At 59.7% G+C, this 12,164-nt stretch carries 12 protein-coding genes; 6 read left to right on the forward strand and 6 right to left on the reverse strand.

The window, feature by feature from the left end:
- Position 1 precedes the first annotated feature (1 nt).
- Complete coding sequence (locus V6F78_RS21265) at positions 2–1,300, reverse strand: MFS transporter (protein WP_332728180.1); 1,299 nt, start codon at positions 1,298–1,300, stop codon at positions 2–4.
- A 151-nt stretch (positions 1,301–1,451) separates the two neighbouring features.
- Positions 1,452–2,015: a chalcone isomerase family protein gene (locus tag V6F78_RS21270; protein ID WP_047293091.1), complete on the reverse strand. Its 564-nt coding sequence runs from the start codon at positions 2,013–2,015 to the stop codon at positions 1,452–1,454.
- Between the two features lie 294 nt (positions 2,016–2,309).
- On the opposite strand from V6F78_RS21270, the gene sthA reads away from it, so the two are divergent.
- Positions 2,310–3,704: a Si-specific NAD(P)(+) transhydrogenase gene (gene sthA / locus V6F78_RS21275; RefSeq protein WP_047275673.1), complete on the forward strand. Its 1,395-nt coding sequence runs from the start codon at positions 2,310–2,312 to the stop codon at positions 3,702–3,704.
- Positions 3,705–3,746: 42 nt separating this feature from the next.
- Here sthA and V6F78_RS21280 read toward each other — a convergent pair whose 3' ends face one another.
- Both V6F78_RS21280 and V6F78_RS21285 read right to left on the reverse strand, forming a co-directional pair.
- Positions 3,747–4,469, reverse strand: a complete 723-nt coding sequence (locus tag V6F78_RS21280; protein WP_047293092.1) for a glycerophosphodiester phosphodiesterase — start codon at positions 4,467–4,469, stop codon at positions 3,747–3,749.
- 40 nt (positions 4,470–4,509) lie between these two features.
- Complete coding sequence (locus V6F78_RS21285) at positions 4,510–5,097, reverse strand: PilZ domain-containing protein (RefSeq protein ID WP_047274058.1); 588 nt, start codon at positions 5,095–5,097, stop codon at positions 4,510–4,512.
- A 94-nt stretch (positions 5,098–5,191) separates the two neighbouring features.
- Here V6F78_RS21285 and V6F78_RS21290 point away from each other — a divergent pair, with 94 nt between their 5' ends.
- The 3 genes from V6F78_RS21290 (at position 5,192) to V6F78_RS21300 (ending at position 8,439) form a co-directional block, all read left to right on the forward strand.
- A complete protein-coding gene (locus V6F78_RS21290; protein WP_047293095.1) occupies positions 5,192–6,442 on the forward strand; it encodes a lipoprotein-releasing ABC transporter permease subunit in 1,251 nt (416 codons plus the stop codon).
- Between the two features lie 7 nt (positions 6,443–6,449).
- A complete protein-coding gene (gene lolD, locus V6F78_RS21295) occupies positions 6,450–7,133 on the forward strand; it encodes a lipoprotein-releasing ABC transporter ATP-binding protein LolD (protein WP_332728183.1) in 684 nt (227 codons plus the stop codon).
- 61 nt (positions 7,134–7,194) lie between these two features.
- Positions 7,195–8,439: a lipoprotein-releasing ABC transporter permease subunit gene (locus tag V6F78_RS21300; RefSeq protein ID WP_047275678.1), complete on the forward strand. Its 1,245-nt coding sequence runs from the start codon at positions 7,195–7,197 to the stop codon at positions 8,437–8,439.
- 63 nt (positions 8,440–8,502) lie between these two features.
- Here V6F78_RS21300 and V6F78_RS21305 read toward each other — a convergent pair whose 3' ends face one another.
- Positions 8,503–9,867, reverse strand: coding sequence for a heavy metal sensor histidine kinase (locus tag V6F78_RS21305; protein WP_047293100.1), 1,365 nt, complete (start codon positions 9,865–9,867; stop codon positions 8,503–8,505).
- A complete protein-coding gene (locus V6F78_RS21310; RefSeq protein WP_047274069.1) occupies positions 9,867–10,547 on the reverse strand; it encodes a heavy metal response regulator transcription factor in 681 nt (226 codons plus the stop codon). The genes V6F78_RS21305 and V6F78_RS21310 overlap by 1 nt, the downstream gene beginning before the upstream one ends.
- 151 nt (positions 10,548–10,698) lie before the next feature.
- Between V6F78_RS21310 and copI the strand changes: the two genes are divergently transcribed.
- Both copI and queF read left to right on the forward strand, forming a co-directional pair.
- On the forward strand, positions 10,699–11,235 hold the full coding sequence (copI, locus tag V6F78_RS21315; RefSeq protein ID WP_047293101.1) for a copper-resistant cuproprotein CopI: 537 nt from the start codon (positions 10,699–10,701) through the stop codon (positions 11,233–11,235).
- A gap of 82 nt (positions 11,236–11,317) precedes the next feature.
- Positions 11,318–12,148: an NADPH-dependent 7-cyano-7-deazaguanine reductase QueF gene (gene queF, locus V6F78_RS21320; protein WP_047280170.1), complete on the forward strand. Its 831-nt coding sequence runs from the start codon at positions 11,318–11,320 to the stop codon at positions 12,146–12,148.
- Positions 12,149–12,164 lie beyond the last annotated feature (16 nt).

A 12,164-nucleotide genomic window follows, 5' to 3' on the forward strand; every position in this document is an offset into this window, starting at 1 on the left:
ATCACGCGTGACTGGTCACGGCCGATTTGGCTGTACGCCGTTCATGTGTGTTGCCACGGAACAGCACCACGGTGGCAATCAGTCCCAGCACGGCGGCGCCGGTCAGCCACAGACCAGGGGCCGCCTTGTTGTCCAGTACGTGGATCAAGTAGGTGCACGCCGCCGGGGTAAAGCCACCGAACGTTGCGGTCGCCAGGCTATACGCCAGCGAGAAGCCCGTGGTCCGCACCTCGACCGGCATGATTTCGGTGAGCGCCACCACCATCGCGCCGTTGTACGAGCTGTACAGGAAGGACAGCCACAGTTCGACGATCAGCAAGTGGCTGAAGCTCGGGTTGGCCACCAGCCAGGACAACGCCGGGTAGGCGGTCAGGATCGCAAGAATGGTCGCGCCCAGCAGCAAGGGTTTGCGGCCGACCTTGTCAGACAGTGAGCCCATCACCGGTAACCAAAAGAAATTGGAGGCGCCGATGCAGACCGTCACCAGCAGTGCATCAAAATCCGACAGGTTCAGTTCAGCTTTACCGAAGGTCGGGGTGTAGGCCGTGATCAGGTAAAACGACACGGTGGTCATGACCACCAGCGCCATGCCGCCCAGGACGAGTCCAAAGTTCTGACTGATCGAACGAATGATTTCCCGCAGGGTAGGGCGATGTTCGCGCGCTTCAAACTCGGGTGTTTCTTCCATTGAGCGGCGAATGACGAAAATCACCGGGACAATCATGCAGCCCAGCAAAAACGGAATGCGCCAGCCCCACTCACCCATGTCCTGTGGGCTGAGCCAGTGATTCAAGCAGACGCCGAGCAGCCCGGCAAAGACCACCGCGGCCTGCTGGCTTGCGGACTGCCAGCTGACAAAAAAGCCTTTGCGGCCCGGCGTGGCGATTTCTGACAAGTAAACCGAGACGCCACCCAGCTCCACACCGGCGGAGAACCCTTGCAACAAACGCCCCAGTAGCACCAGCAGCGGCGCCGCCACGCCCAGCGTGGCATAACCCGGCACACAGGCAATCAGCACAGTGCCCATGGCCATCAGGGCGAGGGTGATGATCAGCCCTTTGCGTCGGCCATGGCGGTCAATGTAGGCGCCCAGGAAGATTGCACCCAGCGGGCGCATCAAGAAGCCGGCACCGAACGTGGCCAGCGCGAGCATCAGGGAAGCGAAGGCGTTATTGCTTGGAAAGAAGGTGTTGGCGATGGCTGTGGCGTAAAAGCCGAAGACCATGAAGTCGAACATTTCGAGGAAGTTACCGCTGACAACGCGAAAAATCGCCTTGCCTTTACCTGCGCTGGAGGCCATCAGAAATCACCCGCTGTTATCTGTTTTATGCGTATCCATGTTTTTAGTCGTCCACACTGCCTGGTCCGGGCCTGCGCCAGTCAGACAAACAGTTTTGTAACCATATGTGTATCAAGATGTGTAGGCAACTAATGAAGTGACTACCGAGTGCTCAGGGTGTTTGCGCCAAGAGGGTTTGACGCAGTGGCTCGGGCAAGCCTTCGGGCGCGAGCCAAATGCCCAGGTACGCTTTGGCGAGCGCTTTGTCAGTGCTGGTAAAGATGACCTGACCATTGCGTTCCAGGTTCAGGCCGCGAGCGGGGTCGTAATCCAGGGCATAGCGGTCACCGCGCTGGATGTTGGCAAAACTGCCCTGTAGCTTTTTTAATCCCGCTTCGAGGGTCCTCAGCGTGGCAGGCGAGTGTTGACGCTTGAGGATGGTGGCAGAGGCGGTGGTGATGTCGCTGTGATCAAGGTCGCGCAGATAAAACAGCTCAAGGCGCAGGTCGCGCAACTGCTCAAAGGCGTCCCGGGGGCTGATGTTGGCAGGTGCAAACAGGGCCGCGGCGTAGACATCGGCCCACAGGTACGTCAGCACGATTTGACCTTTGCGCTGTAGGGTTTGAGAACCGTCTTTTAATTGAGTAGGAAAGTTCGCCTCCTTGATCGGTTTTGCCTCGTCGGCCAGGCAGGTAAGGCTGTTCATCAGCAACAGAGCGATCAACAAATGGCGCATAAGGGGCTCTCTGAAGGGGTGAGTGGGCGCGGCGGCTCTGGGCCGGGATCAAGGTTGAGACGGCTGCGGATTCTACATCCCGCGCAACCCGTCACTGCCTCTTGAAGAGAGTTAAGGTCAGTTCTGGATGTAGTGAACACAAAATTAGCCTACGACGAGACCAAGGGTTAATGTTCGCCGCGTTCAGGCTTCTATAGACTGTGCCCCACGTTTTGATCCTTCATGGCGCCGGCCGCGTCATGATTTAGCCGCAGGCGCCTGAAAATGCGCCGCGGCCCGTTCTGAGGAGTACGCATGGCTGTCTACAACTACGACGTAGTGGTACTGGGTTCCGGCCCGGCAGGAGAAGGTGCGGCAATGAACGCCGCAAAAGCAGGGCGCAAGGTGGCGATGGTCGACAGCCGGCGTCAGGTCGGCGGTAACTGCACGCACTTGGGCACCATCCCGTCCAAGGCTCTGCGTCACTCGGTCCGGCAGATCATGCAGTTCAACACCAACCCGATGTTTCGGGCCATCGGTGAACCCCGCTGGTTTTCTTTCCCGGATGTGCTCAAAAGCGCCGAGAAAGTGATTTCCAAGCAAGTGACCTCGCGCACCGGTTACTACGCCCGCAACCGTGTTGACCTGTTCTTCGGCACCGGCAGTTTTACCGACGAGCAAACCATCGAAGTGGTCTGCGCCAACGGCGTGGTCGAAACGCTGATGGCCAAGCAGATCATCATTGCTACCGGTTCGCGCCCGTACCGCCCGGCCGATATCGATTTCACCCACTCGCGCATCTACGACAGCGACACCATCCTCAGCCTGGGCCACACCCCGCGTAAGCTGATCGTCTACGGCGCGGGTGTAATCGGTTGCGAATACGCATCGATTTTCAGTGGTCTGGGCGTGCTGGTTGAGCTGGTGGACAACCGCGAGCAACTGCTGAGCTTCCTCGACTCCGAAATCTCGCAGGCGCTGAGCTACCACTTCAGCAACAACAACATCACCGTGCGCCACAACGAAGAGTACGAGCGTGTTGAAGGCGTCGAAAATGGCGTGATCTTGCACCTCAAGTCCGGCAAGAAGATCAAGGCCGATGCCTTGCTCTGGTGCAACGGCCGTACCGGCAACACTGACCAGCTGGGGCTGGAGAACATTGGCATCAAGCCCAATGGTCGCGGCCAGATCAGCGTGGACGAAAACTACCGCACAGTGGTGCCTAACATCTACGCCGCTGGCGACGTGATTGGCTGGCCAAGCCTGGCCAGTGCAGCGCACGACCAGGGTCGCTCGGCTGCCGGCAGCATCGTGGACAACGGCAGCTGGCGTTTCGTGAATGACGTGCCGACCGGCATTTACACCATTCCGGAGATCAGCTCGATCGGCAAGAACGAGCAAGAACTGACCCAGGCTAAAGTGCCTTACGAAGTGGGCAAGGCGTTCTTCAAGGGCATGGCGCGTGCCCAGATTGCCGGCGAGCCGCAAGGCATGCTGAAAATCCTGTTTCACCGTGAAACCCTGCAAGTACTGGGCGTACATTGCTTCGGCTATCAGGCCTCGGAGATCGTGCACATCGGTCAGGCGATCATGAACCAGCCGGGTGAGCTCAATACCCTGAAGTATTTCGTCAACACCACGTTTAACTACCCGACCATGGCGGAAGCCTATCGGGTAGCGGCTTACGACGGCCTTAACCGGCTTTTTTAAGCGGCTCCGGCCGGTGGCCTGAGCCGGCCGGGGAGACCGATTTCAGCTATTCCCGAGGGTGGCAGTGGCCAAACCGGGAAAGTCTGTAATCAGGCTATCTACGCCGAAATCAGCGAGTCTGCGCATCAGTGCAGGCTCGTTGACTGTCCATACCGACACATGCAAACCCTGACGCTGGGCTTTTTCCAGGCGCTCCGGGGTGCAGAGTGTCCAGTTCAATGCCAGCAGCTCGCAGCCATAGCTTTGCGCGACCTTCAGCGGGTCGAGCCAGGCGTATTCGGCAACCAGTCCGCGGGACAGATCCGGTGTCAGTTCGATAGCTGCCTTAAGCACTTCACGGGAACTTGAGGTCACGGTGACCTTGTCCATCAGGCCGTGGCGCTGGGCCATTTCGCGAATCGCCAGCACGGTGGTCGCTGCCCGCGTACGGGACGCGCTTTTGACTTCCAGCTGCCAATGCTCGAAGTCGCACTTTTCAAACAATTCTTCGAGTCGTGGAATCGGACACGGATGCACCCAGCCCGGGCCGCCCTTGCGTGCGTCATAGGTCGCGAGATCGGCTGCGGTGTGTTCGATCACCTTGCCGCGTCGGTCGGTGGTGCGCTTGAGCGTCGGATCGTGAATCACCATCAGCTCACCGTCCTTGGACAGGTGCAGGTCGAGTTCGCAGCGGCGCACGCCGTGCTTGAGGCATTGCTCGAAGCTGGCGAGGGTGTTTTCGGGTGCTTCGCCTTTGGCGCCGCGATGGCCATAAATCAGGGTCACAATTGCTCCTTAATACACAATTCACAGCGCCGGGACGCGCTTACTCTTCTTCGGCTGCTTCGTTTTGTTCACGGGCCAGACGGCGTGCCTGGGCCTGTTTTTGCAAGATGTAACGGGCCAGCAACTGACGCTGTGCGTCGGTGATAGCTTCAAACTCGGTGCCAATCTCGAACTGGCCGTTGCGTGGGGTGCAATGGGTGACCTTGGCGCGCAACAGAAGCCCCAGCGCTTGCGGCATCAGCACCAGTTTGATCGAGAGGTGGGTGCCCGGCGAATAGGCGTTTGCATGCTCGAATTCAATGCCGCCTTCGGACAGCTTGACCGGTTGCAGCTCGCCAATCTTGCCCAGTACGGTTTGTGCGACCACTTGGCTGAGCAGGTCGACCCGTTTGTTCAGGGTTTTGAGGTAGCTGGAGAGGGTGCGGTCGCGTTCGCTGATCTGGCGCAGCAGGTGCTGCGACTCGAATTCGCTCAGGTGTAACTCACTGAGTAAATTGAATAAAGGCGAAGCATCCTGCAACACTTCAGTGCTCGCGGCTTGAGGTGCCGACAGCGGGGTTATTTCCAGTGCGATCACATCATCGATACGGTAGTATTCGCGGCGATCTGCTTCATCTAATGTCGACATGGCGAACCCATGGTGGCGGCTGTGGTCTGAGTGTAAAGCTGCTTATCAGGCCCCGCCACAAGGACGTCTTCTTTTCCCTCGAACAAGCCCCGACATGTTCAGACCTCTCTTCGTATTTATCGGCACGCGTTATACCCGTGCAAAGCGTCGCAATCATTTTGTGTCGTTCATTTCTCTGACTTCAATGATCGGACTCGCCCTCGGCGTGGTCGTGATGATTGTGGTGTTGTCGGTGATGAACGGCTTCGATCATGAGATGCGCACCCGTGTGCTGGGCATGGTGCCCCACGCGACCATCGTCGGCGACCAGCCGATCAGTGACTGGCAAATGCTGGCCGCCCAGGTCAGGCAGAACCCGAAGGTGGAGGCGGTGGCGCCGTACACCCAGATGCAGGGCCTGCTGACCCATGACGGCAACGTGCAAAAAGTCCTGCTCAATGCCATCGACCCCGCGCAAGAGCGCAAGGTGTCGATCATTGACCGGTTCATGTTGCAAGGTCAGCTCGATTCACTGACGCCCGGCGGCTTCGGCATCATCATTGGCGACAAGGCGGCGAAAAAGCTCGGCGTGGCCGTTGGCGACAAGCTGACGTTCGTGGCCCCGGAAGTCACGGTGACCCCGGCGGGCATGTTTCCGCGCATGAAACGCTTCACGGTGCAGGGCATTTTCCATGTCGGCGCCGGTGAAATCGATGGCTATCTGGGCATTACCCATTTGCAGGACCTGGCGCGTTTGCAGCGCTGGAAGCCCGATCAGGTCCAGGGGTTGCGCCTGAAGTTCGACGACCTGTTCCAGGCGCCTCGCACAGCGTGGGAAATCGCCCAAAAGCTGGGGGATGACCGTTATTACGCCCGTGACTGGACCCGCACCCACGGCAACCTGTATCAGGCCATCCGCATGGAGAAAGCCATGATCGGCCTGCTCCTGTTGCTGATCGTGGCCGTGGCGGCCTTCAACATCATTTCCACGCTGGTCATGGTGGTGAACGACAAGAAGGGCGATATCGCGATCCTGCGGACGCTGGGCGCCACGCCGGGCACGATCATGGCCATTTTCATGGTGCAGGGCACCGTGATCGGCGTGGTCGGCACTGCCATTGGTGCGGTGCTGGGCATGCTGGCGGCCTTGAATGTCAGCGCGGCGATCTCGGCCCTTGAAGGGCTGATCGGCCATAAGTTTCTCAACGCCGACGTGTACTTCATCGACTACCTGCCGTCGCAATTGCAGACGCAGGACGTGTTGATGGTCTGTGGCGCGGCATTGGTTCTGAGTTTCCTCGCGACCTTGTACCCGGCCTGGCGTGCTGCGCGCACCCAGCCTGCGCAGGCGCTTCGTTATGAGTGAGTTGGGCATGAAAGAACAAGCAGTGTTGAGTTGCCGCGACCTGGGCAAGTCCTACGAGGAAGGCCCGGAGTCAGTGGTGGTGTTGTCGGGCCTGCAACTGGAGTTGCACCCGGGTGAGCGTGTGGCCATCGTCGGCACCTCGGGCTCGGGCAAAAGTACCTTGCTTAATTTGCTCGGTGGCCTCGACACGCCGACTACCGGCAGTGTGTGGCTGGCGGGTGAAGAGCTGTCGGCGCTGGGCGAGAAGGCCCGTGGCCAGTTGCGTAACCGTTCACTGGGTTTCGTGTACCAGTTTCACCACTTGCTGCCCGAGTTCACGGCGCTGGAAAACGTGTGCATGCCGCTGTTGATCGGCAAGACATCGATTCCCGCAGCGCGGGAGCGGGCCACGGCACTGTTGACCCGTGTCGGCCTGAGCCACCGTCTGGAGCACAAGCCGGCCGAGTTGTCCGGTGGCGAGCGCCAGCGCGTGGCCATCGCCCGCGCGTTGGTGAACAAGCCCGGGCTGGTGATGCTCGATGAGCCTACCGGCAACCTTGACGCTCATACCGCGCAAGGCATTCAGGACCTGATGCTCGAACTCAGCACCTCGATGCGTACCGCGTTCCTGGTGGTGACGCATGACATGAACCTGGCCCGCCAGATGGATCGCGTGTTGCACCTTCAAGAAGGTCGCCTGACCACGATTTGATCGGCCAAAACCCGGCACCCTGACCGGTGCCGGGTCTTTTATTTTTTTACGGTGCCCGCGAATGTTCAGACCGTTATCGATTTTTATCGGCACGCGCTATACCCGCGCCAAGCGCCGCAATCGTTTTGTTTCGTTCATCTCCATGACCTCGATGATCGGCCTCGCCCTGGGCGTATTGGCCATGATTGTGGTGCTCTCGGTGATGAACGGTTTTCAGCGTGAAATGAGTAACCGCATCCTTGGCATGGTGCCCCATGCCACGGTCGTGGGCGTAAAGCCCATCGATGACTGGCGTCCGGTGGCTGAAGCCGCCATGAAAAACCCCGAGGTCACGGCCGCAGTGCCGTTCACCGAGATGGAAGGGATGCTCTCCTATAAGGGGTCGATGCAGCCGATTCAGATCAGCGGCGTTGATCCGGCACTCGAAGGCCAGGTGTCCATCGTGACCCGGCACATCGTGCAGGGGCGCATGGAAGACCTCAAGCCCGGCGAATTTGGCGTGGTATTGGGTGATATCACGGCGCGGCGTTTCCGGTTGGGCGTCGGCGACAAGATCACCTTGATCGTGCCCGAAGCCAGCACCGCGCCGGGTGGCATCACCCCGCGTCTGCAACGCTTGAACGTGGTCGGGATCTTCAAAGTGGGGGCCGAACTGGATGGTTCCATGGGCCTGATCCACGTTGAGGATGCAGCAACCATGCAGCGCTGGGCGCCGAATCAGGTCCAAAGCGTGCGTCTGGCCGTCAAGGACCTGTATGCCGCGCCTAAGGTCTCGGCCGAGGTGGTCGCCGGGTTGGGTGATGCCTACCGCGCTGACGACTGGACGCACACCCAGGGCAGCCTGTTCAGTGCCATGAAAATGGAAAAAACCATGATTGGTCTGCTGCTGCTGATGATCGTGGCCGTGGCGGCATTCAACATCATCGCCACCTTGATCATGGTGGTGAACGACAAGGGGGCTGACATCGCGATCTTGCGCACCATCGGCGCCACGCCGCGTCAAATCATGGCCATATTCATGGTGCAGGGCACGGTGATCGGGATTGTCGGCACCTTGATCGGTGGCGTGCTGGGCGTGATTGCCGCGTTGAATGTCAGCGCGCTAGTGGGCTGGATGGAACGGGTGTCCGGGCAACACATCTTCAGTTCAGACGTCTACTTCGTCAGCAACCTGCCGTCCGAGTTACAAGGCGGTGACGTGCTGCTGATTTGCACGGCGGGTTTTGTGCTGAGCTTCCTGGCAACGCTGTACCCGGCGTACCGCGCGGCGAAAATCCAGCCGGCTCACGCATTGCGTTACTCCTGATCCCTCGCATGTGCGCACAGGCTGCAGGCTTGATGATCGACGGCATGCAGCCTGCGCCAGTGCCTACAGCGACTGCGCCCTTGTAGGCAGTTCAATCACAAACCGCGTCATCCCGGCCTGTGACTCACAGGTGATCTGCCCGCCATGGGCGCGAATAATCGATTGGGTGATTGCCAGCCCCAAACCTGCGTGTTCACTGCTGCCTTCCCGGCGTGCCGGGTCCGCCCGGTAAAAGCGGTCGAACAGGCGCGGCAGTAACGCTGCGGGGATGCCAGGCCCGCTGTTTTCCACGGTGATACGCAAGCGGTCTGCCGTGGGCACCATGCACACCTTGATCTCGCCACCGGCGGGCGTGTAGCGCAAGGCGTTATCCAGTAGGTTGGAAAGGGCGCGGCGCAGCATGCTGCGGTCGCCCGCCAATTGGCCGCTGCCTTCATGGGTCAATTGAATCTGCGACTCTTCTGCGAGCAGCGCATAAAACTCCAGCAGGGCCTCCACCTCGTGTGCCAGGTCCAGCGGCTCGCGTCTGGGTGTCAGCAGGCCGTGGTCGGCCTTGGCCAGGTACAGCATGTCGTTAACCAGCTGTGCCATCCATTGCAGTTCTTCGAGGTTGCTGTGCAGGGCCTCGCGGTACGCATCAATGTCCCGTGGCCGGGTCAGCGTTACCTGAGTGTGGGTCAGTACGTTGGAGAGCGGGGTGCGCAGCTCATGGGCGATGTCGGCGGAGAACGCTGAAAGGCGCTGAAATGACGCGTCAAGCCGCTCCAGCATGGCGTTGAAGGCGTGCGCCAAGTCCGCAAGCTCCGTAGGCATTTGCGCTTCAGGTAAGCGCGCAGTGAGCGAATCGGCAGAGACACTGGCCGCAATCGCGCTCATGCGGCGTAACGGGCGCAAGCCACTGCGCGCCGCCCACGCCCCCAAAATGGCGGTGGCCAACGCCGAGAGGCCGACGGTCATCCAGATCAAGCGTTGCATGCGCTGCAAGAAATGCTGGTGATGGGTGATGTCCAGGAGCAAGGTCAAGCGGGGTGCATCCGGCGTTTCGGGCTGGGGATTGAGCACGCGATATTCGGTGCCCTTTATTTGCAGGCTGCCCAAGCCGGGGGTGGTGGGCAAATCGTTGGGCAGGCTGGTTGAGCTGTCAAACCACGGGTGACCGTCGGGGCCGCGCACGCGAATGCTCAGATCGGGCTGATGACTCAAATCTTGCAGCAACACCGGCAGGCGCCGGGAGAACTGGTCGAGGGTGCTTACGCCGTTCAGCGTGCTGCGCAACCCTGCCAGCCGGGCTTCCATCAGTTGCTGGTCCAGTTCGACGAAATGCACTTCGCTGGCGCGTCCGAACAGCACCCCGGCGAACAGCGATACCACTGCCGTACACCCCGCAAACAGCAACGCCAGACGACTGCTCAGCGACAGGCGACGCATCACGGCGTGCGCTCTTCAAGCACGTAGCCCATGCCGCGTACGGTGTGGATCAGCTTTTGGTCGTGGCTGTCATCGATTTTCAGGCGCAGGCGGCGGATGGCGACTTCGATGACATTGGTATCGCTGTCGAAATTCATGTCCCACACCTGAGAGGCAATCAGCGATTTGGGCAGCACTTCCCCCTGACGCCTGAGCAGCAACTCCAGCAACGAGAATTCTTTGGCGGTCAGGTCGATGCGCTGGCCATTGCGTTCTACGCGGCGGCGGATCAGGTCCAGGCGCAGGTCGGCCAGTTGCAGGCTGGTTTCCTGGGTGGTACTGCTGCCGCGCCGCAACAGGCTGCGCACGCGCGCCAGCAGCTCGGAGAAGGCAAAGGGCTTGACCAAGTAATCGTCGGCCCCCAGCTCCAGGCCGTGAACACGGTCTTCAACGGCATCGCGGGCAGTGAGAAACAGCACCGGCATGTCCAGCCCGGCGCTGCGCACCGCTTGCAGGATTTGCCAGCCATCGCGACCGGGGAGCATCACATCGAGGATTAACAGCGCATAGTCGCCGGTCAGGGCGAGGTGCTGGCCAGTGATGCCGTCAGCAGCCAGTTCGGTGATGAAACCCGCTTCGCTCAGGCCCTGTCGCAGGTATTGCCCGGTTTTGGGCTGGTCTTCAACAATCAGCAGTTTCATGGGCGACCTATCAAAAAAATACCTCAGCCTTATACAGCGGCGCGTGTGGTGAAGGGTAATCCTGACAAAGTTGTAATCTTTCGGTCAGTTGACTGCCAGTACCGAGGTTTAAAGTCAGGGAATGTTCGAATAGTAGCCTTCTGGAGTACCTATGACCCTACGTAATCGTTTGGCCTTTGCGGCGTGTGTGTTGGCATTCAGTGTGTCGGCCGTTGCCTCGCCGGGCAGTCATGCGGATATTGGCCAGCCAGCAGCGGCTGCCAGCGCTACGCGCACGGTCAACATCGAAATGACCGATCTGGCGTTCTCGCCCAAGACCCTTGAGGTGAAAGCCGGTGAAACCGTGCGCTTTGTGCTGATCAACAAGGGCCAACTGCTGCATGAGTTCAACCTGGGCGATGCCGCGATGCACGCCGAACATCAGAAAGAAATGCTCAAGATGCAGCAAAGCGGGGCGATGACCACCACAGGCATGCACCACGCCGGCATGGACCATGGTGCGATGGGGCAGGGTTCTCTGCCCATGACCGGGATGGCCCACGATGACCCCAACAGCGTGCTGGTCGAACCGGGCAAAACCGCTGAGCTGACCTGGACGTTCAGCGGTACTCGCGACCTCGAATTTGCCTGCAATGTGCCCGGCCACTACCAGGCAGGCATGGTCGGGACGCTCAAAGTAGCGCCTTAAATCGTGAAGTTCGTCTGCGGGCGCTGAAAGCCGGGCGTAAACCCGATAGAATTGCGGGGTTTTTCTAGCCAGGTTTTTTGTCATGCATCCCGCAGCCGAACATTCGCCGCTGGGCAAGTCCAGTGAATACATCAGCACCTACACCCCGTCCTTGCTGTTCCCCATCCCGCGTGCCGCGAAATGGGCAGAGTTGGGTCTGAGCGCCGAGACGCTGCCCTATGTCGGGGTGGATTTTTGGACCTGCTTTGAACTGTCGTGGCTGTTGCCGTCGGGTAAACCGGTCGTTGCCATCGGCGAGTTTTGTTTCGCTGCCGATTCGCCCAACATCGTGGAGTCCAAGTCGTTCAAGTTGTACTTGAACTCCCTGAACCAGACCGTATTCCCGGATACATCAAGCCTGCTTGAGACCCTGACATCTGACTTGTCAGAAGCATCGGGCAAGCCTGTCATCGTTCGCGTACGGACGCTGGATGAAGTGCAAGCTGATGGCGTAGGTGTTTTGCCGGGTGTGTGCATTGACGGTCTGGACATCACGGTCAGCGACTATGCGCAGCCTCGTCCGGAGCTTTTGAAGTGCGATGCTTCGCACGTGGTTGAAGAAAGCGTTTACAGCCATTTGCTCAAATCCAACTGCCCAGTGACCAGTCAACCCGATTGGGGCACGGTGGTGGTGCAATACCGCGGCGCGGCGCTGGATCACGCCAGTCTGTTGGCGTATCTGGTGAGCTTCCGGCAGCACTCTGATTTTCACGAGCAGTGCGTCGAGCGGATTTTTCTCGACCTGCAACGCCTGCTCAAGCCCGAGGCCTTGACCGTGTATGCGCGCTATGTGCGTCGCGGCGGGCTGGACATCAATCCGTACCGTTCCACTGAAACGGCCGAGTTCAAAAACCTGCGACTGGTGCGTCAGTAACCGTATTGACTTGCAG

The sequence above is a fragment of the Pseudomonas sp. ESBL9 genome, from assembly GCF_036668715.1.
In the GTDB taxonomy this organism is placed as follows: Bacteria; Pseudomonadota; Gammaproteobacteria; order Pseudomonadales; family Pseudomonadaceae; genus Aquipseudomonas; species Aquipseudomonas lundensis.

Excerpts from the sequence above, each read along its gene's own strand:
- V6F78_RS21265 (WP_332728180.1), bottom strand. The coding sequence starts at position 1,300 with ATGGCCTCCAGCGCAGGTAAAGGCAAGGCGATTTTTCGCGTTGTCAGC.
- V6F78_RS21285 (WP_047274058.1), bottom strand. The coding sequence starts at position 5,097 with ATGTCGACATTAGATGAAGCAGATCGCCGCGAATACTACCGTATCGAT.
- sthA (WP_047275673.1), top strand. The coding sequence starts at position 2,310 with ATGGCTGTCTACAACTACGACGTAGTGGTACTGGGTTCCGGCCCGGCA.
- lolD (WP_332728183.1), top strand. The coding sequence starts at position 6,450 with ATGAAAGAACAAGCAGTGTTGAGTTGCCGCGACCTGGGCAAGTCCTAC.
- copI (WP_047293101.1), top strand. The coding sequence starts at position 10,699 with ATGACCCTACGTAATCGTTTGGCCTTTGCGGCGTGTGTGTTGGCATTC.
- V6F78_RS21300 (WP_047275678.1), top strand. The coding sequence starts at position 7,195 with ATGTTCAGACCGTTATCGATTTTTATCGGCACGCGCTATACCCGCGCC.
- V6F78_RS21310 (WP_047274069.1), bottom strand. The coding sequence starts at position 10,547 with ATGAAACTGCTGATTGTTGAAGACCAGCCCAAAACCGGGCAATACCTG.
- queF (WP_047280170.1), top strand. The coding sequence starts at position 11,318 with ATGCATCCCGCAGCCGAACATTCGCCGCTGGGCAAGTCCAGTGAATAC.
- V6F78_RS21290 (WP_047293095.1), top strand. The coding sequence starts at position 5,192 with ATGTTCAGACCTCTCTTCGTATTTATCGGCACGCGTTATACCCGTGCA.
- V6F78_RS21270 (WP_047293091.1), bottom strand. The coding sequence starts at position 2,015 with ATGCGCCATTTGTTGATCGCTCTGTTGCTGATGAACAGCCTTACCTGC.
- V6F78_RS21305 (WP_047293100.1), bottom strand. The coding sequence starts at position 9,867 with ATGCGTCGCCTGTCGCTGAGCAGTCGTCTGGCGTTGCTGTTTGCGGGG.